The organism is Micromonospora humidisoli, assembly GCF_016900955.1.
GTDB classification, from domain to species: Bacteria; Actinomycetota; Actinomycetes; order Mycobacteriales; family Micromonosporaceae; genus Micromonospora; species Micromonospora wenchangensis.
Genome location: NZ_JAFEUO010000002.1, coordinates 802331 through 824087 on the forward strand (window position 1 = coordinate 802331; position 21757 = coordinate 824087).

The following is a 21757-nucleotide window of genomic DNA, read 5'->3' on the forward strand; positions in this document are numbered from 1 at the left end:
TCCGGCGGGTCAGCCGGCGGCGGCGCTGATCCGCACGGTGGTGCCGGCCGCGCCGCTCTCTACCTCCATCGCGTCGCTGAGTTCCCGGGCCAGCCAGAGCCCCCAGCCGCCGGCGGTGTCCGGCGCGGGCCGGCTGTGGTCGTCGAGCCGCTGCTCGCTGATGCCGGTGCCGTGGTCGGAGACCTCGCAGACCAGCTCGCCGGGGCGTCGCCAGAGCCGCAGCCAGCCCCGGCCGCCGCCGTGCCGGACCGCGTTGGTGATCAGCTCGTTGACCGCCAGCACGAAGTCGTCGAGCCGCTGCCCGGCCAGGCCGGCGGCGTGCGCGCAGGAGCTGACCGAGTGTCTCAGCTCGGTCACCTGTGCCTGGTCGAACGCCTCGGCGATGAGAAGGGAAGGTTCGATGGGCACCACCGTACGCGGTGTGGGAAGCTCTGCGTTCGTCATGGGCCCTGTCCCGACAGCGATCTCGGAGTTTTTCACGCTATTTCTACCGTACGTCAGGGTTCTCCGGTCCGCACCGACCGGCCCGGCCGGCTGACCTGGGACTGTGGCATCGTGGCGGCCATGCCGTCGTCCCCGCCGGGAGGTTTCGCCGACCCGCTGTGGCGGTCCGTCGCGGTCTTCCGATTCGCCTCGCTGGCGTACGTCGGCCTGCTGGTCCTGCGCGACGCCGGCCGGTACGCCCACCCGGTCGCCGCGGGCGGCGTACTGCTGGTGATGCTGGCCTGGTCCGGGGTGACGGCGGTCGGGTACGCCCGGCCGGCCAACCGGCGCTGGCCGCTGCTCCTGGCCGACCTCGGCGTGGTCCTGGCGATCCTGGCGGTCACGCCGTGGGTGGTGGGACGCCCGGCGCTGGCCGCCGGGGTGCCCGCCCTGGCCGTGGCGTGGCTGGCCGGGCCGGTGCTGGCCTGGGCGGTCTCCGGCGGCCGGCGGCGCGGCACGGTGGCGGCGCTGCTGGTCGGCGGCACCGACCTCGCCACCCGGGGCCGGATCGGCCCGTCCTCGCTGACCGGGGCGATCCTGCTGTTGCTCGCCGGGGCGGTGGTGGGGCACGTGGCCCGGCTGGCGGTGAGCACCGAGGAACGGTTGCAGCGGGCGGTGGAGCTGGAGGCGGCGACCCGGGAACGGGAACGGCTGGCCCGGGACATCCACGACTCGGTGCTCCAGGTGCTGTCCCTGGTCCAGCGGCGCGGCGCGCACCTCGACGGGGAGGCCGGGGAACTGGCCCGGCTCGCCGGCCAGCAGGAGCTGGCGTTACGCGCCTTGATCTCCGGAACCCCGCCGGCGTCCCCCGCCGACCCGGTCGGCGAGATCGACCTGCGGTCCCTGCTGTCCGGGTACGCCTCGGCGACGGTGCAGGTCTCCGCCCCGGCGACCCCGGTGCCGCTGCCCGCGTCGGTGGCCCGGGAGGTGGCCGCCGCGACGGCGGCAGCCCTGGACAACGTGCGGCGGCACGCCGACGGGCGGGCCTGGGTGCTGGTCGAGGACGAGGGCGACACGGTGACCGTGTCGGTGCGTGACGCCGGGCCGGGCATCCCGGAGGGGCGGCTGGTCGAGGCGGCCCGGCAGGGTCGGCTGGGGGTGGCGCAGGCCATCCGGGGACGGATGACCGACCTCGGCGGCGAGGTGCGGATCATCTCGACGCCGGGGGAGGGCACCGAGATCGAACTGATGGTGCCGAGGAGGAGCCGATGACCGGGGTACGGGTGATGGTGGTCGACGACCACCCGATGTGGCGGGAGGGGGTGGCCCGGGACCTCACCGAGGCCGGGCACCTGGTGGTGGCGACCAGCGGGGAGGGACGCCAGGCGGTCCGGGTGGCCGCCGCCGCCCGCCCCGACGTGGTGGTGCTCGACCTGCAACTGCCGGACATCTCCGGGGTGGAGGTGATCCAGGGCCTGCGGGCCGCGTTGCCCCGGGTCCGGGTGCTGATGTTGTCGGCCAGCGGCGAGCAGCAGGGGGTGCTGGACGCGGTGAAGGCCGGGGCCACCGGCTACCTGCTGAAGTCGGCGGCCCCGGCGGAGTTCCTGGACGCGGTGCGCCGGACGGCGGCCGGTGAACCGGTGTTCACCCCGGGCCTGGCCGGGCTGGTGCTGGGCGAGTACCGGCGGCTCGCCGCGGACCCGCCGGCCGGTGGGACGGGCGACGACGGGCCCGGCGCGGCACCCCGGCTCACCGAACGGGAGACCGAGGTGCTGCGGCTGGTGGCGAAGGGGCTGTCCTACAAGCAGATCGCCGGCCGGCTCGGCCTGTCGCACCGCACCGTGCAGAACCACGTGCAGAACACGCTCGGCAAGCTCCAACTGCACAACCGGGTGGAGCTGACCCGCTACGCGATCGAGCGGGGCCTGGACGACTGAGCGGTGCGGGCCCGGACGACCGGGGGTCAGTGCGCGTCCGGCGGCCGGGTCTCGTGGACGGCCAGTTCCTCGGCGCTCGCGCCGCCGCCGGCCGCGCCCGCGTCGTAGGCGATGCTGTCGGTCTCCTGGTCGGTGCGGGCCCCCTCGTCCGGTTCGACCAGCCGGCCCACCTGCGCGTCGGCGACCGTGCCGAGCTGACCGTGGTCGTAGAGCGAGACCGGGGAGTTCGGGTCCGAGGTGGGGCCCGGGTCGAGCACGTCGGCGTCGAGTTGGGCCTGCGCGGCGGCCTCCTCGTTCTCCGCCTCGGCGGCGATGTCCGGGTCGACCGGCCCGGCCAGCGGGTCGTCGGCCCGCCGTTCGTACTGCTCGCGGTCGAGCTTGTAGTCCAGCGACTCGCCGTCGAGCTGCTCGTCGGCGGTGGTGCCGAAGTGGTCGACAGCCACCGGGGTACGGTCGCCGGGCAGCTGGGCCGGGTCGGGGCCGTCGGCCTCCCGGCCGGTCAGCACGTCGTCGTCGGCGGTCGAGTCGTCGTCGGCGGTGTCGGGCAGGCCGAGCGCCTCGGGGTCGGACACGGGGGTCGGGAACTCGTCGTCGCGCATGGCTGAGCACTACCCACTGGCACGGCCCGGGTAACCGGGTCCCGCTCCCCGGATCAGGACGAAAGGGCACCAATCAGTCGTGGTGCCAGTGTGACTCATCCTCGGTGTGCAGCACACACCAGATCACCTTGCCGTCCGGGAGCAGGGTGCTGCCCCATCGCCGGGCCACCGTGTCGATCAGCAGCAGCCCCCGGCCGCCGGCCGAGGTGAGCGGGGCCAGCCCCCCGTAGCGGGGCTGCCGCCGGGAGCGGTCGCGCACCGCCAGGTGCACCGTGTCGCCCTGCGCGGCCAACCGCAGCGTCATCGGGGTCGACGCGTGCGCCACCACGTTGTTGACCAGCTCGGTGGCCGCTATGCAGGCGGGTTCGGCCAGCTCCGGCACGCCCCACCGGGCACACCCGTCGGTCACCAGTTCCCGCACCCACCGGGCCGCCCCGACCGCCGGCGTCAGCTCCTCGGTCAGCACCGCCGCCATCGGCGTACGGGCCAGGGCCGCCGTCGCCTCGGCCTCGGTCGGGTAGACCGCCAGCTCCCTCGCGTCCCGCTCGGCGACCGCCCCGGTCGGGTCGACCACCAGCAGGTCGGCGGCGGGCCAGTCGCGTACCGCCCGGCGTACCCCGGCCAGCAGTTGCCCGACGGCGGGCCCTGCGCCGCGCAGCCCGGCCACGTCGACCAGGACCGGACCGGGCCGGTCGACGAGCCGGGTGAGCAGCGCGTCGCGGACCCGGTCGACGTCGGCCGGCCCCAGCGTCCCGGCCAGTCGGACCAGCGCGGAGGACTCGTCGGCCACCACCTGGCATCCGGTCCCGGGGTGCCGGACCGTTCCGGGGGTCGGCAGGTCGGCGCGGCTCATCGCGCTCGCGCCCGACCGGCCCGGGTGGGCCGGGTCGTCGTCGCGGCGACGCCGGGCCGGGCGCGGCACGGCGTGGGGGTGGTGTCGAAGCCGCCGGTGACGCCGGCATTCACCACGGCGGCGACGGCGGGGGTACGGGTCATCGGCATCTCCGCCCGGTACCCCGGGTCGGGCCGGGTCATGCCGCCGCGCAGCCACTGATCATCCGGACCACTCAGGTGAGCCACGGTTCACCCCGGGTCAGGCCCGCCCCGGCCCGGGTCGGTGTGGGCCGCCCCACAGCCGGTCCATCGACCCGCTGACCGCTTCCGATCTGCGAGGTTTCGGCTCGTGGGGCCCCGGTTAATGGGACGCTCTGACCGGAGACCATCCCTTGCAGATCGCATGGAGGTGCACCATGCGCGTCGGCCTCGTCTGCGCGCACGCCGGGTCGTCCCGGCACGCGGAAGGACCGCCCGTCGGCACCCACGAGCACGTCGCTCGGGTCGCCGGCGAGCTGGCCGGGCGCGGCCACGACGTCCGGGTGTACGAGCGCCGCGACGACCCGGCCCTGCCGGCGAGCGTCGAGATCGACGGGTACCTGGTGGAACGGGTGCCCGTCGGCCCGGCACAGCCCACCGCCACCGGCGACCTGGTCCCGTACGTGCCCGAGTTCGGCCGCTGGCTGGCCGACCGGTGGACGGGGGAGTGGACCCCGCAGGTGGTGCACGGGCACTACTGGATCGGGGGCCTGGCCGCCGCGCACGCGGTCCGGGAAACGGACATCCCGGTGGTGCAGACCTTCCATTCGCTCGGCGTCGAGCAGCGCCGCCACCTCGGCCGCCAGTACGACGGCCCCGGCGAACGCATCCCGCTGGAGCGCGCGCTCACCCGGGCGGTGGACGTCGCCGTCGCCCAGTGCAACGACGAGGTCGACGAGCTGACCCGGATGGGGCTGCAACGCTCTTCGGTGGCGATGGTGCCGACCGGGGTGGACGTCGAACGGTTCCACCCCGACGGCGAGGCCGCCCCCCGAGACCAGCGGGCCCGCATCCTCTCCGTCGGCGGGCTGTCCCCCGGACACGGCCAGGACGACCTGATCCGGGCGATGCGGCTGGTCGGCGACGCGGAACTGGTGATCGCCGGCGGGCCGCCGGCGGACCAGCTGGCCACCCACGCGGAGGCCCGGCGGCTGCGCGAGCTGGCCGAGCGCACCGGGGTCGCCGACCAGGTCACCCTGGTCGGGGCGGTGCCGCACGACCAACTCGCCACCTGGTACCGCTCGGCCGACGTGGTCGCCTGCACCCCGCACTACTCCTCGGCCGGGCGGGTGTCGTTGGAGGCGATGGCCTGCGGGGTGCCGGTGGTCGGCTACGCCGTGGGCGGCATCGCCGACGCGGTGGTCGACGAGGTCACCGGCCGGCTGGTGCCCCCCGGTGACGTCCGCACGCTGGGCATGACGCTGCGCCGGCTGCTCGCCGACAACGCGGGCCGGTTCGCCTACGGGCACGCCGCGGTGGACCGGGTGCGGTGCAGCTACACCTGGGAGCGGACGGCCGGCGCGCTGGAACGGCTCTACGAGCGGGTGGTGGGCCGGCGTACCCCGGTCGAGGTGCCCGAGACGGTGCCGGTGGACGTCGAGGTCGATCCGTCGGCCGGCCCGGACGCCACCGTGGGGGTGGAGGTCGAGACGCCGGTCACGGGGACGACCACCACGACCACCGGCCCGGTCGGCGTCTGACCGCGCCCCGACCGCCGACCGGTCAGGCGCGGGGGGCCGCGCCGACCATGGCGCGTTCCCGGGTGCGGGCCACCGCGTGGTGGTGCTGGGGTGCGGCGTACCGGGTGAGCCCGATCACCGAGGCGAGGGTGATCAGGAACCCGACCGCAGCCAGCCACTCCCGGCCCGGCCAGATCTTGTCGTTGAGCAGCAGCAGGCCGACGATCGCGGCGGGCACCGCCCCGGCGGCGTCCATCGCGGCGACGGCGGCCGTCGTGGAGCCCCGCTGCATCGCCAGGCCGAGCAGCAGCTGACCCACCAGCGAATGGGCGATCAGCAGGTAGAGCAGCGGGTCACGGACGAACTCCTCGGCCGACGGGGCGGAGGCCAGCGGCCGGGCGGCCACCGCGGCGGCGGAGAACGCCAGCCCGGCCAGGGAGCCGAGCGCCACCGAACCGGGCGCCCCGTGCAGGCGTACCGCGAAGAAGCCGAGCAGCCCGATCCCGCCGAGCGCCATCGCCAGGGCGACCAGACCGGCGGTGCCGAGCCCCTTGGAGGGAGCCGGCTGGGCGGAGAGCACCAGCGCGGTGATCCCGGCGAAGAGCAGCACCAGCAGCGCCACCTCGGCGGCCGGTAGCCGCCACTTGAGCACCACCACCCCCAGCAGGGCGGTCACCCCCAGGCCCGCCGCCACGCTCGCCTGCACCAGGAACAGCGGCAGGTCGCGCCGGGCCAGGAAGGCCAGCACGAAGCCGGTCACCTGGCAGAGCAGCCCGATCAGGTACGTCCGGTGCCCGGCCAGCCGCAGCAGCAGCCCCGGGTCGAAGGTGTGGTGCACGGTGGTCCGGGCGGCGGCGACCGACTGGAGCATGTTGGCGAAGCCGTACGCGACGATCATCGCCGCGAGGAAGCACCAGCCGGAGGACACCACCAGGCGAGAATAGAGTGCCGGTGCGTTCAGCGCGCGGTTGGCCGACCCAGCCGGGACAGCACCTCGGTGTGCAGCGGCCCGTTGGTGGCGATCGCGCTGATCTCGCTGGATGTCGTCCCACCAGGGGCGGGAGCACCCTCCAACGTGGTCATGGTGCCACCGGCGGCGGTCACGATCGGCACCAGGGCGGCCACGTCCCACAGTGACAGTTCCGGCTCCACCATCACGTCCAGTGCCCCCTCGGCCAGCAGCATGTAGCCGTAGAAGTCGCCGTAGGCGCGGCTGCGCCAGGTGTCGCGCATCAACTGGAGCACCGCGTCCAGCCGGCCGGCCGCCTCCCACCCGGTCAGCGACGAATAGCAGAAGCTGGCGTCGGCGAGGTCGCGGACCCCGGAGACCCCGATCGGTTCACCGGAGGCGGCGTCGCGCCCGGCGTACGCCCCCACGCCGTCGGCACCCCACCAGCGCCTGCCGAGCGCCGGGGCGGAGACCAGCCCGACCACCGGCCGGTCCCCCTCCAGCAGGGCGATCAGGGTGGCCCACACCGGCACACCCCGGACGAAGTTCTTGGTGCCGTCGATCGGGTCGATCACCCACCGCCGGTCGTGCGGGCCGGTGGCCGGCTGCTCGCCGTACTCCTCGCCGAGCAGCCCGTCGTCCGGCCGGTGGGCGGCCAGCAGCGCCCGGATCTCCCGCTCGACTGAGGTGTCTGCGTCGGAGACGGGGGTCAGGTCCGGTTTCGCCGCCACCCGCAGATCCAGCGCCCGGAACCGGTCCATCGAGATGGCATCGGCCGCATCCGCAAGCCGATGAGCAAGATCAATATCCCCCACATACCCCGTCACCCCGAAACCCTACCCTCCTCCCCTCTCCTCCTCCCCTCCTCCCCGTCCCCACCACCCGCTTGCCGCGCGTGATCAAGAGGTTCGCGTCATGGCAGAGCTCCAGATTGACGTAAACCTCTTGATCACCTGACGCAAACCTCTTGATCACGGGGGCGGGAGAGGAGGCCGGGGCGGCGAGGCGGGCCGGCGAGGCCCGAGGCGGGAGGCCCGAGGCGGGAGGCCCGAGGCGGGGGCCCGGGTGGCGGGGTGGAGCCCCGCCGGGGTGGGGCGGCGAGGCAGGCGGTGAGGCCGGACGGGGTGGTGAGGGGAAGGGTGATGGAGGGGCGGGGGTGGTGGAGGGGAGGGGTCAGACGGGGGTGATCGCGAGGTTGGTGACCTGGTCGTCCTGGATGCCGAACACGAACGCGAAGGACAGGGGCCCGCCGGGGAACTCCCCGTCCCCGGAGGCCACCAGCCGGTCGCCGGCGAACGAGGTCGGCGTGATCACGATCTTCGGGTTGATCAGGTGCACCTGGATCCACTCGCGGATGGCGGACTCGCCGGTGTAGGCCGTCCCGTCGTCGTGCACGGTGGCCCCGTCGGCGAAGACCGCGGCCAGGGCGTTCGGGTCGTGGGCGTTGGTGGCCGCGACGAAGTTCTCGACGGCCTGGGGAAGGTGGACAGTGTCCATTGTGCTCTCCAGATCTTCTCGGGTGCCGGGGCGCGGGTGCGTCCCGTGTTCCGGTGGCGGCTCGGCGGCACGGTGATGCTGCGGGTGCCGTCCCGCCATGGGCCGTGCAGCATGGTGATCAGTTCAGGTTCGGGATGACGGTCGGCGAAGGCCCGCCAGGTCGGGAGACCTGCCAGGTCGGAAGGCTCGCCGGGTCGGAAGGCTCGCCGGGTCGGAAGGCCCGCCGGGTCGGGAGGTCCGGTCGGCAGGCTCAGAAGTCCGCCGAGCGCGAGAGCTTCTCGTTCGCGCGCAGCTCCGTGAGGGCGTTCTCGTGCATCGCGACGACGGCGTCGTAGCCGGAGTTGCCGAGCACGATCCGGTGCGGCGGGACGGGTGCGGCCAGCGCGCCGATCACGGCTTGGACGCCGCGTTCGGGATCGCCCTCCTGCCTGCCGTTGTGGTCCACGAACGCCGCCTTGACGCCCTCGACCAGCGGCACGTAGGCGTCGACGGTCTCGTTGACGGGTTCGTCCTGGAAGCCGGCGAAGGCGTTGGTGCGGAATGCTCCCGGTTCCACGAGGAGCACGCGTACCCCGAACTGTTCGACTTCGTGGCGCAGCGTCTCGGACAGCCCTTCGAGGGCGAACTTCGCCGCCGAGTAGTAGCCGAATCCCGGTGCGCCGACGAGGCCCGCCACCGACGACATGTTCACGATCCAGCCGCCGCCGCGGGCCCGCATGCCGGGCAGGACCGCGCGGATCACCTCGACCACGGCGAACAGGTTGAGGTCGAACGTGCGGCGGATCGTCTCGTCGGGGGCACCCTCGATGGAGCCGAACCAGCCCCGGCCCGCGTTGTTGACCAGTACGTCGATCCCGCCGAACCGTTCCTCCGTCGTGCGGACCGCCGCCCGCACCTGCTCGGCATCGGTGACGTCGAGCGGGAGTACGAGCACCCGGGCACCGTACGGTTCGGCCCATTCTCGCAGTTCGGAGGGGCGACGGGAGGTCACCGCCACCTGGTCGCCCTGGTTCAGTGCGGCTTCGGCATAGAACAGGCCGAACCCTCCTGGCGTCCCACCGGTGATGAACCACGTTCGCATGGACTTCTCCTTTCGCTATAGCGGCCAATGTAGCGCTACATGCGCTACTGTAGCAACCATGCAGAACGCACGGGATCGCCTCCTGCTCGCCGCGGCGGAGTTGCTGGAGAGGGGCGGCACGGTGTCCACGAGGGCGGTGTGCGAACGCGCCGGGGTGCAGGCCCCGACGCTCTACCACCACTTCGGCAGCAAGCAGGGCCTGATCGACGCCGTGGCCAACCACGGCTTCACCCAGTACACGGCGGTCGAGAGTTCCGGCGACCCGCTGGGCGACCTGCGGGAGGGCTGGGACCGCCACGTACGGTTCGGGCTGGAGCACCCGTCGTTCTACGGGCTGCTCTACGGCCGGGCCGAACCGGGAAGGCCGTGCGCCGTGACCGCTCCCGCGCACGCCGCGCTGCGCGAGCGGCTCACCGGCGCCGCCGTCCAGGGCATGCTCAAGGTGCCGGCGGCCGACGCCGCCGAACAGGTGCTCGCCGCCAACGTCGGCATCACGCTCACCTTGATCAGCCAGCCGGAGCCGGACTTCGGGCTGTCCGAACGCGTCCGCGAGGCCGCGCTGGCCGGGGTCCTGCACACCCCCTCCGCCGATGCGCCCGCCACCCGGGCGAGCGCCGCACTGACGTTGCGCGCACTGGTCGGCGACGACCCGGGCGACCTCACCCCTGGCGAACGGGCGCTGCTCGACGAGCTGCTGGACCGCCTGGCCCGCTAGGTGTCAGGAGCCGGCCAGCGGATCGCCGGGGTTGCGCTCCACCTCGCGGGGATCGCCCTCGCCGGCCCGGGAGGCCAGCAGCCGACGGTACGAGGCCAGCCGGCGCTGGTCGGCCTTGCCGGCGGCCACCCAGGCGTCCAGCGCGCAGTCCGCCTCGTCCGGGGTGTGCGGGCAGTTGGGTGGGCAGTCCACCGTCCCCTCGACCAGGTCGGGGAAGCCGTGCAGCAGGCTCTCGGCCGAGACGTGGGCCAGCCCGAAGCTGCGGATGCCCGGGGTGTCCACGATCCAGCCCGGGTCACCGTCGCCGTCGGGGGTACGCGGCAGTCGCAGCGCCACCGCGCTGGTCGAGGTGTGCCGGCCCCGGCCGATGGCGCTGACCACGCCGACCGCCCGCAGGGCGTCCGGCACCAGCCGGTTGACCAGCGTCGACTTGCCCACCCCGGAGTGCCCCACCAACACCGACACCCGGCCGGCGAGCAGGGCGCGCAGCGCGTCGAGGTCGGAGTCGGGCCGGACCAGCACGTACGGCAGTTCCAGCTCGGTGTAGTAGCCGACCACCTGTTCCGGGCCGGCCAGGTCGGCCTTGGTCAGGCAGAGCAACGGCTCGATGTCGGCGTCGTACGCGGCGACCAGGCACCTGTCGATGAAGCCGGTCCGGGGCGGCGGGTCGGCCAGCGCGCTGACGATCACCAGTTGGTCGGCGTTGGCGACCACCACCCGTTCCAGCCGTCCCTCGGCGGTGTTCTCGTCGTCGTCGGCGGTGCGCCGCAGCACCGAGCGCCGCTCGGCGATCCGGACGATCCGGGCCAGCGCCCCGTCGGCGCCGGAGACGTCACCGACCAGGCTCACCCGGTCGCCGACCACCACCGACTTGCGGCCGAGTTCACGGGCCCGCATCGCGGTGACGGCCGCGCCGTCCGGGGCTTCGGGGAGGACGCAGGTGTAGCGGCCCCGGTCGACGGCGATGACGAACCCGTCGACCGCGTCGTCGTGCCGGGGGCGGGTCCGGGTACGCGGACGTGAGGACCGGCCGGGCCGGACCCGTACGTCGTCCTCGTCGTACTCCCGTCGCTTGGTCGCCAGGACCTGCCCCCTCCGCCGTCAGCTCTTGCCGGTCACCAACGCCGACCATAGTGCCGGGAACTCCGGCATGGTCTTCGAGGTGCACGCGACGTCGTCCACCTCGATGCCTCCGACGGCGAGCCCGGCCACCGCGGCGGCGTGCGCCATCCGGTGGTCGGCGTAGGTGCGGAAGGGGCCTCCGCGCAGCGGTCGGGGCCGGATCTCCAGCCCGTCGGCGGTCTCGGTCAGGTCGGCGCCGAGCCCGGTGAACTCGCGGGCCAGCGCGGCGATCCGGTCGGTCTCGTGCCCCCGGATGTGCCCGATGCCGGTGAACGTCGACGGCGAGTCGGCGAGCATGGCGAGCGCGGTCAGCGCCGGGGTCAACTCGCTGACGTCGGACAGGTCGGCGGTCAGGCCGTGCACGGTGCCGGTGCCCCGCACGGTCAGCCCGGCGGTGGTCAGGGTGACCTCGCCGCCCATCCGGTCCAGCAGCGAGCGGAGCTGCTCGACCGGTTGGACGCTGTTGTGCGGCCAGCCCTGCAACGTCACCTCGCCGCCGGTGACCATGGCGGCGGCGAAGAAGGGGACCGCGCCGGAGAGGTCGGGTTCGATCTCCCAGCCCCGGCCGGCGAGCGGCCCCGGCTCGACCACCCAGACGTCGTCGACGGTGTCGTCGACGGCCGCCCCGGCGGCGCGCAGCATCTGCACCGTCATCCGCAGGTGCGGCGCGGAGGGCACCGGCGGGCCCTGGTGCCGGACCACCACGCCCCGGTCGAAGCGTGCCCCGGCGAGCAGCAGACCGGAGACGAGCTGGCTGGACGCGGAGGCGTCGATCACCACCTCGCCACCGGTGACCCGGCCGACGCCCTGCACCACCAGGGGCAGGCTGCCGGTCTCCGGGGCGTCGATCCGGACGCCGAGCGAGCGCAGCGCGCCGATCAGCGGGCCGAGCGGCCGGACCCGGGCCTGCGGGTCGCCGTCGAAGGTGACCCGCCCTTCGGTGAGCCCGGCGACCGGCGGGACGAACCGCATCACCGTGCCGGCGAGCCCGACGTCGACGTGGGCCGGGCCGACCAGCCGGTGCGGCCGGACCAGCCAGCGGTCGTCGTCGGAGACCGAGACGTGGGCGCCCATCGCCCGCAGCCCGCCCGCCATGAGTTCGGTGTCGCGGGCGCGCAGCGGCCCGTGCAGCGTCGACGGGCCACCGGCCAGCGCGCTGAGCACCAGGGCCCGTGCGGTCATCGACTTGGAGCCGGGTAGGCGCAGGGCGGCGGTGACCGGGGCGGTGGCGGTCGGTGCGGCCCAGGGCTGTTGCGGACGGGTGGCGGTCAGGTTTCCCACGGTCACATTCTGCCAACCCGGCGGCGTCGTGCGGGACCGCCGACGGGTCGACTCCCGGTGGGCGGGACAGCCGGCGGCGGCGTGGGGGGTTAGCGTAGGCGTCATGTGCGGCAGGTACGCGACGACCCGGAGTGCCGGCGACCTGAGCGCGGTCTTCGAGTCGTACGACGACACCGACGGCGGGGTCCGGCCGGACCACAACGTCGCGCCGACCGACCGGGTGCCCGTGGTGCGGGTCGATCCGGAGCAGGGGCGGGCGCTCTCGGTGGGCCGCTGGGGGTTGGTGCCGCACTGGGCGAAGTCGCCCGCCGGGGCGGCCCGCATGATCAACGCGCGGGCCGAGACCGTCGCCACCAGCCGGGCGTACGCCCTGCCGTTCGCCCGCCGGCGCTGCCTGGTCCCGGCCGACGGCTGGTACGAGTGGGTGCGCCGGGCCGGCGGTGGCAAGCAGCCCTACTTCATGACCCCGCGGGACGGCTCGGTGCTGGCGTTGGCCGGGATCTGGTCACGGTGGGAGACGACGCTCACGTTCAGCGTGCTGACCACGGCGGCGGTGGGTGAGCTGGCCGAGGTGCACGACCGGATGCCGCTGCTGCTGCCGCCCGACCGGTGGGCGGAGTGGCTCGCCCCGGCCGACGATCCGGCGGCGCTGCTGGTCCCGCCGCCGGTGGGGTGGCTCGCCGGGCTGGAGATCCGTCCGGTCGGTACGGCGGTGGGCGACGTGCGCAACGACGGTCCGGAGCTGACCGCCCGGGTGTCGCCGGACGGGGAACGCTCCCACGGGGAGAGCGCACTGTTCTGATCGCGATAGGTGACATTGGCGCGTACGAATTGCCAGAGTTCCGGGTGAAACGTCGCTCGGATCTTTTGCCATCTTTCCGGCAGACCCCTTGTCTCCGTAGCCGACAGTGCGATACAACACAGCGCTGGCACTGGGAGCGTCCTCGCGCGGTGCGAACGACGCCCGTCGATCTTGCCGGTCCCACGGGGGAGGTGGGTGTGATGACCCGGGCACGTATGCCCCGACCGCACGAGGTGGCCGCCGCACGACGAGATCCGCGACTGCTCCGGGCGTTGCGGGATCGCCGTTCCGACGATGCCTGGCGGACCAGGGGCACCTGTCAGAGTGTGGATCCGGAGACGTTCTTTCCGGCACCCAACGAACCGGCCGACGCGGCAATCGCGCTCTGCCGCAGTTGCGACGTGCAGGGTTCCTGCCTGGCCTGGGCGTTGGAGGTGGGCGACACCCACGGCGTGTGGGGCGGCACGACGCCCCGCGAGCGCCGGGCCATGCTGGTCGCCTGGCGGGGCGAGGTCGGGACCGATTCCGGCACGGCCGCCGACGCCGGTCCGCCGGTCCGCGACCGGTTGCTCACCCTGGTGCCGTTGAGCTGAGCACGCCGCCGGCCACGGCGCAGAATGGCCTGATGCCCCGCTCCACGCAGCTCGACACCCCGCGCGGCCCGGCCCGGGTCGACACCGACCGGCCGACCGGCCCGCCGACGTCCCTGCTGGTGCTCGGCCACGGGGCTGGCGGCTCGGTAGACGCGCCGGACCTGCTGGCGGTGCGCGACGCCGCCCGCGACGCCGGGGTGCTGGTGGCCCGGGTGACCCAGCCCTACCGGGTGGCCGGCCGGCGGGCCCCGGCCCCGGCCGGGCACCTGGACGAGGCGTGGACGGCGGTGCTGGCCGTGCTGCGCCGTCGGCACCCCGACCTGCCGTTGCTGGTCGGTGGGCGGTCCAGCGGCGCCCGGGTGGCCTGCCGGACGGCCGGCCCGGTGGGGGCGGCCGGGGTGGTCGCCCTGGCCTTTCCGCTGCACCCGCCCGGCCGCCCGGAGCGGTCCCGGGCCGACGAACTGGTGACCGGCCTGCCGACGCTGGTGGTCAACGGCGACCGGGACCCGTTCGGGCTGCCCGTCGCCGCCGGGACGGTGCAGGTGGAGGTGCGCCGTGGCGAACGTCACGACCTGCGTCAGGACCCGGCCGGGGTGGCCGCCGCGGTGCTCGCCTGGCTGCGTACCCACAGGTGGGCCCGCGGACCGCGTCCACCGGTCGCGTCCCGGGCCGGTTCGCCGCGCTGACCACCCGTTTCCGCCCCGGCGGACCCCTCGTTGCATCCGGTGGTGTCGACCTTCCGGTTCGGGTGGTCGGGACCGTCCCTCCCAGGCCCTTCCTGGTCCCAGTCCTCCGGTAGCCGACCGGTGGGCCGGGACCAGGAGCGGGGGCCGGCGGAATGTGCGGCAGTCGGTCGGGTGTTACGACTCCCGGACGAGGAATCTGGCGAGGGGGGTGACCGGTGCCGACCGAGACACGGAACCGGGAACGGGACGATCGGGACGCACGGCAGCTCAGGCGGCTGCTCGACGGTCCGGACTGGCCGGCGGTGGAAACCGGCCCCCGGGTGGTGAGCGCGGGCACACCCGGCAGAACCGAAGCTGCGGACCGGTCCGTCCGCGTATCCTCGGCGGGACAGCATCCGACGCGAGGGGATGTGCGGTTGACCACCGAGAAGACGGACGAGCGCAGGGCCCGCTTCGAGCGGGACGCGATGCCCTTCGTCGATCAGCTCTACGCCGCCGGGCTGCGGATGACCCGCAACCCGGCCGACGCCGAGGATCTGGTCCAGGAGACGTACCTGAAGGCGTACGCCGCCTTCCACCAGTTCGAGCAGGGCACCAACCTGAAGGCCTGGCTCTACCGGATCCTGACCAACACCTACATCAACTCCTACCGCAAGCGGCAGCGCCAGCCCATCCAGGCGCCCACCGAGGAGATCACCGACTGGCAGCTCGCCGAGGCCGAGTCGCACACCTCCAGCGGGTTGCGGTCGGCGGAGACCGAGGCGTTGGACCGGCTGCCGGACACCGACGTCAAGGAGGCCCTCCAGCAGCTGCCTGAGGAGTTCCGCCTGGCGGTCTACCTGACCGATGTCGAGGGCTTCTCGTACAAGGAGGTCGCCGACATCATGGGCACGCCGATCGGCACCGTGATGTCCCGGTTGCACCGTGGGCGTCGTAACCTGCGCAAGCTGCTGGAGCGGTACGCCGCGGAGCGCGGTTTCAGCGCCGCGCAGCCCGCGAAGGGTTCGACCACCGCCACTGCCGGCCGGGAGGTGTGACGTGAGCTGTGGAGAACCGCACGAGACGGACTGCCGGGAAGTGCTCGCGGAGGTCTACCTCTACCTCGACCTGGAGTGCGCCGACGAGCGCCGCTCGCTGATCCGCCACCACCTGGACGAGTGCGGACCGTGCCTGCGCGAGTACGGCATCGAGCAGGAGGTGCGGGCGCTGGTGGCCCGGTGCTGCGGCAACGAGACCGCCCCCGACAAGCTGCGCGAGCGGCTGCGGGTACGCCTCACCGAGCTGGTGGTCTTCGAGCCCAGCGAGTCCCGCGAACTCGCCGAGTGACACCGCACGGCGGACCCGCCGTGGACGAGACGGACACACGACGGTGGCCCGGGTCGACTCGACCCGGGCCACCGGTGCGTCCGGCACGCGGCCGGACCTGACGTCGTGGCGGTCACCCGCCGCAACGGCTCAGGAGTTGGGGCGCTTGCCGTGGTTCGCGCCGCTCTTCTTACGGGCCTTCTTCTTACGGGCCTTCTTCGCCATGTTGACCTCCTCGTGATGGGTCCGACCCTGCTGCGGTTGACCCGCGACGCCGGTGCACGCCACCGGCCTCCCGGCGTCGGGTCCGACCTGATGATGCTAGTGCGGCCGGCGTGCGCCGTCGTGCGCCGGGGCGGCAGCGGTACGCCGGGGCGCGCGTGGCGCTCTCCGCCCACGCGGGGTCGGTCCGTGATTGGATACCGACGCAGACACACCCGGTGGAGAAGGAGGGCCGTGATGGCCGAGGAGATCCGCGCCGAGATGGTGGCCAACGTGTGGAAGGTCGTCGCGTCGACCGGGGACACCGTCTCCGAGGGGGACACCCTGGTGATCCTGGAGTCGATGAAGATGGAGATCCCGGTCGTCGCCGAGTCCGACGGGGTGGTCGAGCAGCTCGCCGTCAACGAGGGCGACGTGGTGCAGGACGGTGACCTGATCGCGGTGATCGGTTGATCCCCGGCGACCGGTCGACCGGGCTGCTGGTCCGGCGGGCCGTGCCGGCCGAGTTCCCGGCGGTGGCCCGGTTGACCGTCGCCGCCTACGAGGCCGACGGTCAGCTCAAGGGCGAGAACGGCTACGGCGAGGTGCTGGCCGACGTGGCCGGCCGGGCCGAGCACGGTGAGATCCTGGTCGCCGTCGACGGGGCCACCGGCGCGGTCCTCGGTTCGGTCACCTACGTGCTGCCCGGCAGCCCGTACGCGGAGCTGTCCCGGCCGGGCGAGGCGGAGTTCCGGATGCTGGCGGTGGACCCGGCCGCCCAGGGGCGGGGGGTGGGCGTGACACTGGTCCGGGCCTGCCTGTCCCGGGCGGTGGAGCAGGGTTGCTCGGCGATGGTCATCTGCGTCCGCAGCGGGCTCGCCGACGCCGCCCACCGGCTGTACGCGGGGTTGGGCTTCGTGCGTACCCCGGAGCGGGACTGGTCGCCGCTGCCCGGCGTCGACCTGCTCGCCCTGCGGATGGCCCTGCCCGCCGGCCCGTCCTGACCGGGTCGTACCGACCCGCCCGGCCCGGTCTGACCGGGTGGGCACCGACCCGCCCGCCGCCGGGCCTGTCAACCGGTGTCGCAGCCCTCGTCACGCCAGGCCCGGCGGGCGTCGCCGTGTCCCGGTGGCCCCGGACGGCAGGCGGCCCCCGGCCGGGGCCCACCGCGTTGTCTAGCGGGATGCCTTCGCGAAGGTCACGAACCCACGCCACGCGCTGGGAGTGAAGGTCAGCGTTGCGCCGTCGCGGTCCTTGGTGTCCCTTACGAGGACGACGCCGGGCAGGTTGTCGGCCACCTCGACGCAGTTGCCGCCGTTGTCCCCGCTCCTGGTGCTCTTGCGCCACTGCGCGCCGGTCATGTCCATGTCGCTGCCACTTCCCTCACGAGGTCGAGAGACTGTGCCCCGGTAGGGCCTCGCCGACGGTGTGCGCCCACCCGCGTGCCGTCCGGCCGAGGGCTCACTGCCTGTTTAGCGGGATGCCTTCGCGAAGGTCACGAACCCACGCCACGCGCTGGGAGTGAAGGTCAGCGTTGCGCCGTCGCGGTCCTTGGTGTCCCGTACGAATACGACGCCGGGCAGGTTGTCGGCAACCTCGACACATGCCCCGCCGTTGCTGCCGCTCTTGGTGCTCTTGTGCCACTGCGCGCTGGTGATGTCCATGTCGCTGCCACTTTCCTCACTAGGTCGAGAGACTGTGCCCGGGGGAGGGCCTCGCCGACAACGCGCGCCTTACGTTCGAGGCTTGCAATTTCGGTGGCATCGTCGGTGATCTGCGCCCTGGCCGGGCTGTCTTGGTGCGCTACCCGTGTGCCGTCCGGCCGGGGGCCACCGCCCTGTTTAGCGGGATGCCTTCGCGAAGCTGACGAACCCACGCCACGCGCCAGGAGTGAACGTCAGCGTCCCGCCGTCGCGGTTCTTGGTGTCCCGCACCAGCACGACGCCGGGCAGGTTGTCGGCCACCTCGACGCAGTCGCCACCGTTGTTCCCGCTCTTCGTGCTCTTGCGCCACTGCGCGCTGGTCATGTTCATGCCTCTGCCAATCTCCGGATGAGGTCTACGGACTGCGCTGTGGGTAGGGCTTTGCCTACGATGCGTGCCCACCGCCGTTCCAGCGTAGCAACGTCCGCAGGCTGATCGATGATCTGCGCGCGAGCCTGGCTGTCGACGTGGCCGACGCGTCTTCCGTCGTTCAATTCGGCCACAGTGAACGGTCCACCCAGGCCCGCGTACACCCCGGCCGATGCGGGCACCACGTGGAGCTGCACGCTGTCGAGCCGTGCGCACTCGATCAGGTGGGCGAGCTGCGCAGGCATGATCTCGGGTGCGATCCGGCGCAACGCGATCTCGTCCATGATGGCGACGAAGAGCGGCCCCCTCGGTTTGTGCAGCACGGCGGCCCGCGCGATACGTGCCGTCGCCAGATCGTCGACCTCGTCCGGCGTCAGCGCTTCACCCGCGAGCGTCGCCCGCGCGTACGCCTCGGTCTGAAGTAGACCCGGCACCCAGGCGAGTTGAAACCCCCGGAGTGCGACCGCCTCACGTTCGATGTCGGCCCACCTCCGGAACCACACCGGCTCACGGCGTTTCACCACGTCGGGCCAGAGGTCGAGAACGTCCCGCCCGAGGATCGAAGCGACCTGGGCGCGGTGACGCGTCTGCGGGATACGTCCGTGGCTCGCCCACTTCGCGGCCGTCTTCGGATCAACCCCTATCCGAGCTGCAAGGCTCTCGGCGGTCTCACCCTTCTCTGCCATCGCCTCTTTGACCGCGAGATTCATCCCGTCCCTCCAACGTTCTGCCCGAACGTTCCGAACGTCCATCTGCATTTTGCAACGCAGTGTGTTCGCTCCGCAACTGCCTGCGAGAGTCGTGCGTAGAGCGACGCTGCCGGCCGGAGTGGACACCGCCGGTCGCGTCCGCTGTGGGGGCCGCCTCCTTCGGAGGGGTGGGAGGCGGTCCCCTTCCAAAGCCACGACGTTAGGGGAGCACCGTGCCCGACAAGCCGAAGCCCACCGATCCTCCACCAGCGCCGCGCCCGGAGCCGGCCGCCGACCCGCCGCCCGCGCGCCCGTACCTACCGGGTCCGATCGGGCCGGTCGTCCCACCGTGGCGGGGGCCCGGCCGCCTGGCGAACGTCACTCCCGAGCGCCGTTGGCGGGAGCGGAGGCCCGCGCGGTGACCCCGCTGCTGATTCGCTCCGGCGACGTGCTGCGCCTGTCCCGCGCGGCCAGCGTGCAGTTCGTCCGGCCGATCACGGTCCGGGTCATCCGGGTGTTGACCGACTGGCACACGTACGACGGGTGGGTGTGGATCGACGCGTACGTGCTCGACGCCGCTGGCGACGCGGTCTCCCGGCGGACCCTGTTCCTCAGGCCTGCCGGCGTCGGGCGCCTGACGGCCCCGGTCCGCCGGCCGGCAGCCCGCCGGCCCGTCCCGCGAAGGGTGTCGGCCTCGTGACCGGTGCGATCCCGGGGCGGCACACGCCCCTGCCCCCGACCTGGCTGTGCCGGGTGGACGCACACCCGTGGCCCTGCGGGGAGGCGAAGCTCGCACTGCTCGCGACGTACGCCGACGACCGGCCCCGGCTGCTGACGCTGCTCGCGGGCTGGAAAGCGGAAGCGGAGGACCACCTCGCGTCTCTGGACGGCGGTCGCCCGGTCGACGTGACCGACCGCTTCCTCACCTGGGCCCGCCCGCCCGCCGACTGAGCGGTCAGCTCTCCTCGATGCCGGCCAGCAGTTCGTCGGCCACCTCAAGGGCGATCTTCTTACGTTCGTCGTCGGTGATGTCCGGCGTCCGGACGGCGAACCAGCTGCTGTGTACGGCGAACAGGACGAGCGTCGCCCGCAGTTGGGCCCGGGGTGAGTCGTCTCCCTGGCAGATCGCGTCGGCCAGGCGGAACATCCGCTCACGCATCTGCTGGCCGGCGACGAGGCTCTTGAGCACTGTCTGGTTCTGTTCGAAGAACCGCATCACCACGGACTGTCCGGGGGCGAACATCGTGTCGGCGTACTGGCTGACCAGTTCCCGCCGGGTGGCCCGGCTGGCGGGTTGGTCGCGGGCCCAGCCGATCAGCTCGTCCATCCGGTGCAACCGGTCCTCGACGTAGCTGTTGACGATCTCTTCCTTGCTCTTGAAGTGGTAGTAGAGGGCGGCCTTGGTCACCCCGAGCCGCTCGGCGATCTCGCGCAGCGACGTCTTCTCGTAACCCTGCTCGGTGAAGAGCTCCAGGGCGACGGCCTGGATGCGCTCACGCGTGCCGCCTGTGCTCTGGCTCACCTGTACCTACCACCCAACTCGCTTGACGGGGTCCCGCTCACCAACTTACCGTGCGGCTAGTAAGGTGACTAGCCGGGCGGCAAGTAAGTGCGACAGATCTCCGGGGGAGCTTACCCATGACTCAGGAAACCCAGGCGAGGGCGAAACCCAACATCCGGGTGGTGCTGTTCGGCCTCATGATCGCGATGATGCTCGCGATGCTCGACAACATGATCGTCAGCACCGCGTTGCCCCGGATCGTCAGCGAGTTCGGCGGCGTCAACCACTTCACCTGGGTGGTCACCGCGTACGTGCTGGGCACCACCGTCTCCACCCCGATCTGGGGCAAGCTCGGTGACCTCTACGGGCGCAAGGCGATCTTCCTGACCTCGGTGGTCGTCTTCCTGATCGGATCGGCGCTGTGCGGGATGTCCGGTTCGGCGCTGCTCGGCGGCACCGGCAACGGGATGGTCGAGCTGATCGCCTTCCGGGCCGTGCAGGGGCTCGGCGCCGGCGGCCTGATGGTCGGCGTGATGGCGATCATCGGCGACCTGGTCCCGCCGCGTGAGCGGGGCCGCTACCAGGGCATGATCGCCGGCATCATGGCGATCGCCATGGTCGCCGGCCCGCTGGTCGGCGGCTTCATCACCGACAACCTCTCCTGGCGCTGGGCGTTCTACGTCAACCTGCCGCTCGGTGGGCTCGCGCTGCTGATCCTGGCCACCAGCATGCACCTGCCGAAGTACCGTACCGAGCACCGGATCGACTGGCTGGGTGCGGCGCTGCTGTCCGTCGGCATCACCGCGATCGTCCTGGTCACCACCTGGGGCGGCAACGAGTACGACTGGGTCTCCGCGCAGATCCTCGGCCTCGCCGCGCTGGCCCTGGTCAGCCTGGTGGCCTTCGGCCTCGTCGAACGGCGGGTCGTCGAGCCGATCCTGCCGCTCGGCCTCTTCGCCAACCGCAACTTCGCGCTGATCTCGGTGATCGGCTTCCTGCTCGGCTTCGCCATGTTCGGCGCGATGAACTTCCTGCCGCTCTACCAGCAGACCGTGCAGGGCGCCTCGGCCACCAACAGCGGCCTGCTCCTGCTCCCGCTGATGTTCGGCATGCTGGTGGTGTCGCTGGTGGTCGGGCGGGCCATCACCAAGACCGGGCGCTACCGGATGTTCCCGATCGTCGGCGGCGTGGTGATGGCCGCCGGCATGGCGCTGCTGTCCCGGCTGGAGGTCGACACCGGCAAGCTGGAGTCCTCGCTCTACATGCTGGTCCTCGGCGCCGGCATGGGCTTCCTGATGCAGACCTCGATGCTGATCGCGCAGAACAGCGTGGAGCAGAAGGACCTCGGCGCGGCCAGCGGCGCGGCCACCTTCTTCCGCTCCATCGGTGGTTCGTTCGGCATCTCGCTGTTCGGGGCGATCTTCGCCAACCGGCTCGCCGACTCGCCGGCCGGCAGCGCGTTTGCCGGTGGCACCGGTGAGGGGCGGGGGATGGACCTGACGAAGCTCAAGGAACTGCCGGCGCAGGCGCGCGAGGTGGTCCTCGGCGGGCTCTCCGACGCCATCTCGCACGTCTTCTTCTGGGCGATGATCATTACGATCGCGGTGCCGGTGCTCGCCTGGTTCATCCGGGAGATCCCGCTGCGCACGGCGAACGCCGTCCCGCCGCCGGAGGCCACCGGCGAGGAGCAGGCCGAGGTCGCCCTCGGCAAGGCCCCGGTCTCCTGACCCGTCCCGTTCGTCGCGGCCGGTC

General features: G+C 72.9%; 30 protein-coding genes. 14 read left to right on the forward strand and 16 right to left on the reverse strand.

Translation table 11 applies throughout. The annotated features are described in order from the left end of the window. Positions 1-9: 9 nt before the first annotated feature. Positions 10-444, reverse strand: a complete 435-nt coding sequence (locus tag JQN84_RS09070; protein ID WP_204957894.1) for an ATP-binding protein — start codon at positions 442-444, stop codon at positions 10-12. Positions 445-564: 120 nt separating this feature from the next. Here JQN84_RS09070 and macS point away from each other — a divergent pair, with 120 nt between their 5' ends. Together macS and JQN84_RS09080 are read left to right on the forward strand one after the other, a co-directional pair. Then, on the forward strand, positions 565-1695 hold the full coding sequence (gene macS / locus JQN84_RS09075) for a MacS family sensor histidine kinase (protein WP_204957895.1): 1131 nt from the start codon (positions 565-567) through the stop codon (positions 1693-1695). Beyond that, entirely contained in the window at positions 1692-2360 is a 669-nt protein-coding gene (locus JQN84_RS09080; RefSeq protein WP_204957896.1) for a response regulator, read from the forward strand. Before macS ends, JQN84_RS09080 begins: the two co-directional genes overlap by 4 nt. Before the next feature lie 26 nt (positions 2361-2386). Here the strand turns inward: JQN84_RS09080 and JQN84_RS09085 are convergent, their stop codons facing one another. The 3 genes from JQN84_RS09085 to JQN84_RS09095 form a co-directional block, all read right to left on the reverse strand. Beyond that, on the reverse strand, positions 2387-2959 hold the full coding sequence (locus JQN84_RS09085) for a DUF5709 domain-containing protein (protein WP_204957897.1): 573 nt from the start codon (positions 2957-2959) through the stop codon (positions 2387-2389). A 73-nt stretch (positions 2960-3032) separates the two neighbouring features. Then, complete coding sequence (locus JQN84_RS09090; RefSeq protein WP_204957898.1) at positions 3033-3752, reverse strand: ATP-binding protein; 720 nt, start codon at positions 3750-3752, stop codon at positions 3033-3035. Positions 3753-3808: 56 nt separating this feature from the next. Further along, positions 3809-4039, reverse strand: coding sequence for a hypothetical protein (locus JQN84_RS09095; protein WP_204957899.1), 231 nt, complete (start codon positions 4037-4039; stop codon positions 3809-3811). Positions 4040-4209: 170 nt separating this feature from the next. Between JQN84_RS09095 and JQN84_RS09100 the strand changes: the two genes are divergently transcribed. After that, positions 4210-5532, forward strand: a complete 1323-nt coding sequence (locus tag JQN84_RS09100; RefSeq protein ID WP_204957900.1) for a glycosyltransferase — start codon at positions 4210-4212, stop codon at positions 5530-5532. Between the two features lie 22 nt (positions 5533-5554). On the opposite strand, the gene JQN84_RS09105 is transcribed toward JQN84_RS09100, so the two are convergent. The 4 genes from JQN84_RS09105 to JQN84_RS09120 all read right to left on the reverse strand — a co-directional run bounded on the left by JQN84_RS09105 (position 5555) and on the right by JQN84_RS09120 (position 9038). After that, positions 5555-6409, reverse strand: a complete 855-nt coding sequence (locus JQN84_RS09105; protein ID WP_239485170.1) for a hypothetical protein — start codon at positions 6407-6409, stop codon at positions 5555-5557. 59 nt (positions 6410-6468) lie between these two features. Further along, on the reverse strand, positions 6469-7287 hold the full coding sequence (hisN, locus tag JQN84_RS09110; protein WP_204957902.1) for a histidinol-phosphatase: 819 nt from the start codon (positions 7285-7287) through the stop codon (positions 6469-6471). 346 nt (positions 7288-7633) lie between these two features. Next, entirely contained in the window at positions 7634-7957 is a 324-nt protein-coding gene (locus JQN84_RS09115; protein WP_204957903.1) for a nuclear transport factor 2 family protein, read from the reverse strand. A 250-nt stretch (positions 7958-8207) separates the two neighbouring features. After that, positions 8208-9038, reverse strand: coding sequence for an SDR family NAD(P)-dependent oxidoreductase (locus JQN84_RS09120; protein ID WP_204957904.1), 831 nt, complete (start codon positions 9036-9038; stop codon positions 8208-8210). A 58-nt stretch (positions 9039-9096) separates the two neighbouring features. Here JQN84_RS09120 and JQN84_RS09125 point away from each other — a divergent pair, with 58 nt between their 5' ends. Beyond that, the gene (locus tag JQN84_RS09125) at positions 9097-9753 is read left to right on the forward strand and encodes a TetR/AcrR family transcriptional regulator (protein ID WP_204957905.1); all 657 of its coding nucleotides are present in this window, start codon (positions 9097-9099) and stop codon (positions 9751-9753) included. A gap of 3 nt (positions 9754-9756) precedes the next feature. Here the strand turns inward: JQN84_RS09125 and rsgA are convergent, their stop codons facing one another. Together rsgA and aroA are read right to left on the reverse strand one after the other, a co-directional pair. Continuing rightward, complete coding sequence (gene rsgA, locus JQN84_RS09130) at positions 9757-10650, reverse strand: ribosome small subunit-dependent GTPase A (protein WP_239484980.1); 894 nt, start codon at positions 10648-10650, stop codon at positions 9757-9759. Positions 10651-10854: 204 nt separating this feature from the next. Next, positions 10855-12156 (reverse strand): 3-phosphoshikimate 1-carboxyvinyltransferase, encoded by a 1302-nt coding sequence (gene aroA / locus JQN84_RS09135; RefSeq protein ID WP_204957906.1) that lies wholly within the window; start codon positions 12154-12156, stop codon positions 10855-10857. A gap of 103 nt (positions 12157-12259) precedes the next feature. Between aroA and JQN84_RS09140 the strand changes: the two genes are divergently transcribed. The 5 genes from JQN84_RS09140 to rsrA all read left to right on the forward strand — a co-directional run bounded on the left by JQN84_RS09140 (position 12260) and on the right by rsrA (position 15563). Further along, positions 12260-12958: an SOS response-associated peptidase gene (locus JQN84_RS09140; protein WP_204957907.1), complete on the forward strand. Its 699-nt coding sequence runs from the start codon at positions 12260-12262 to the stop codon at positions 12956-12958. A gap of 200 nt (positions 12959-13158) precedes the next feature. Continuing rightward, positions 13159-13551, forward strand: a complete 393-nt coding sequence (locus tag JQN84_RS09145; protein ID WP_204957908.1) for a WhiB family transcriptional regulator — start codon at positions 13159-13161, stop codon at positions 13549-13551. A gap of 32 nt (positions 13552-13583) precedes the next feature. Continuing rightward, positions 13584-14237, forward strand: a complete 654-nt coding sequence (locus tag JQN84_RS09150; protein ID WP_204957909.1) for an alpha/beta hydrolase family protein — start codon at positions 13584-13586, stop codon at positions 14235-14237. Positions 14238-14452: 215 nt separating this feature from the next. Continuing rightward, positions 14453-15274, forward strand: coding sequence for a sigma-70 family RNA polymerase sigma factor (locus JQN84_RS09155; RefSeq protein WP_204957910.1), 822 nt, complete (start codon positions 14453-14455; stop codon positions 15272-15274). 1 nt (position 15275) lies between these two features. Beyond that, a complete protein-coding gene (gene rsrA, locus JQN84_RS09160) occupies positions 15276-15563 on the forward strand; it encodes a mycothiol system anti-sigma-R factor (protein ID WP_204957911.1) in 288 nt (95 codons plus the stop codon). Positions 15564-15692: 129 nt separating this feature from the next. Here rsrA and JQN84_RS32540 read toward each other — a convergent pair whose 3' ends face one another. After that, complete coding sequence (locus JQN84_RS32540; protein WP_369700219.1) at positions 15693-15767, reverse strand: 50S ribosomal protein bL37; 75 nt, start codon at positions 15765-15767, stop codon at positions 15693-15695. Positions 15768-16001: 234 nt separating this feature from the next. On the opposite strand from JQN84_RS32540, the gene JQN84_RS09170 reads away from it, so the two are divergent. Beyond that, on the forward strand, positions 16002-16217 hold the full coding sequence (locus JQN84_RS09170; RefSeq protein WP_145921537.1) for a biotin/lipoyl-binding carrier protein: 216 nt from the start codon (positions 16002-16004) through the stop codon (positions 16215-16217). Continuing rightward, positions 16217-16747, forward strand: coding sequence for a GNAT family N-acetyltransferase (locus JQN84_RS09175; protein ID WP_281894291.1), 531 nt, complete (start codon positions 16217-16219; stop codon positions 16745-16747). The genes JQN84_RS09170 and JQN84_RS09175 overlap by 1 nt, the downstream gene beginning before the upstream one ends. 171 nt (positions 16748-16918) lie before the next feature. On the opposite strand, the gene JQN84_RS09180 is transcribed toward JQN84_RS09175, so the two are convergent. The 4 genes from JQN84_RS09180 to JQN84_RS09195 form a co-directional block, all read right to left on the reverse strand. Then, positions 16919-17104: a DUF397 domain-containing protein gene (locus tag JQN84_RS09180; protein WP_204958204.1), complete on the reverse strand. Its 186-nt coding sequence runs from the start codon at positions 17102-17104 to the stop codon at positions 16919-16921. 111 nt (positions 17105-17215) lie between these two features. After that, on the reverse strand, positions 17216-17407 hold the full coding sequence (locus JQN84_RS09185; protein ID WP_204957913.1) for a DUF397 domain-containing protein: 192 nt from the start codon (positions 17405-17407) through the stop codon (positions 17216-17218). Positions 17408-17584: 177 nt separating this feature from the next. Next, complete coding sequence (locus JQN84_RS09190; protein ID WP_204957914.1) at positions 17585-17770, reverse strand: DUF397 domain-containing protein; 186 nt, start codon at positions 17768-17770, stop codon at positions 17585-17587. 2 nt (positions 17771-17772) lie between these two features. Continuing rightward, complete coding sequence (locus tag JQN84_RS09195; protein ID WP_204957915.1) at positions 17773-18525, reverse strand: DUF5753 domain-containing protein; 753 nt, start codon at positions 18523-18525, stop codon at positions 17773-17775. Between the two features lie 406 nt (positions 18526-18931). On the opposite strand from JQN84_RS09195, the gene JQN84_RS09200 reads away from it, so the two are divergent. Then, a complete protein-coding gene (locus JQN84_RS09200) occupies positions 18932-19204 on the forward strand; it encodes a hypothetical protein (protein WP_204958205.1) in 273 nt (90 codons plus the stop codon). Further along, complete coding sequence (locus JQN84_RS09205) at positions 19201-19455, forward strand: flavin reductase (protein WP_281894213.1); 255 nt, start codon at positions 19201-19203, stop codon at positions 19453-19455. Before JQN84_RS09200 ends, JQN84_RS09205 begins: the two co-directional genes overlap by 4 nt. A gap of 4 nt (positions 19456-19459) precedes the next feature. Here JQN84_RS09205 and JQN84_RS09210 read toward each other — a convergent pair whose 3' ends face one another. Beyond that, complete coding sequence (locus JQN84_RS09210) at positions 19460-20026, reverse strand: TetR/AcrR family transcriptional regulator (protein ID WP_204957916.1); 567 nt, start codon at positions 20024-20026, stop codon at positions 19460-19462. Between the two features lie 116 nt (positions 20027-20142). Between JQN84_RS09210 and JQN84_RS09215 the strand changes: the two genes are divergently transcribed. Further along, positions 20143-21732 (forward strand): MDR family MFS transporter, encoded by a 1590-nt coding sequence (locus JQN84_RS09215; protein WP_204957917.1) that lies wholly within the window; start codon positions 20143-20145, stop codon positions 21730-21732. Positions 21733-21757: the final 25 nt, after the last annotated feature.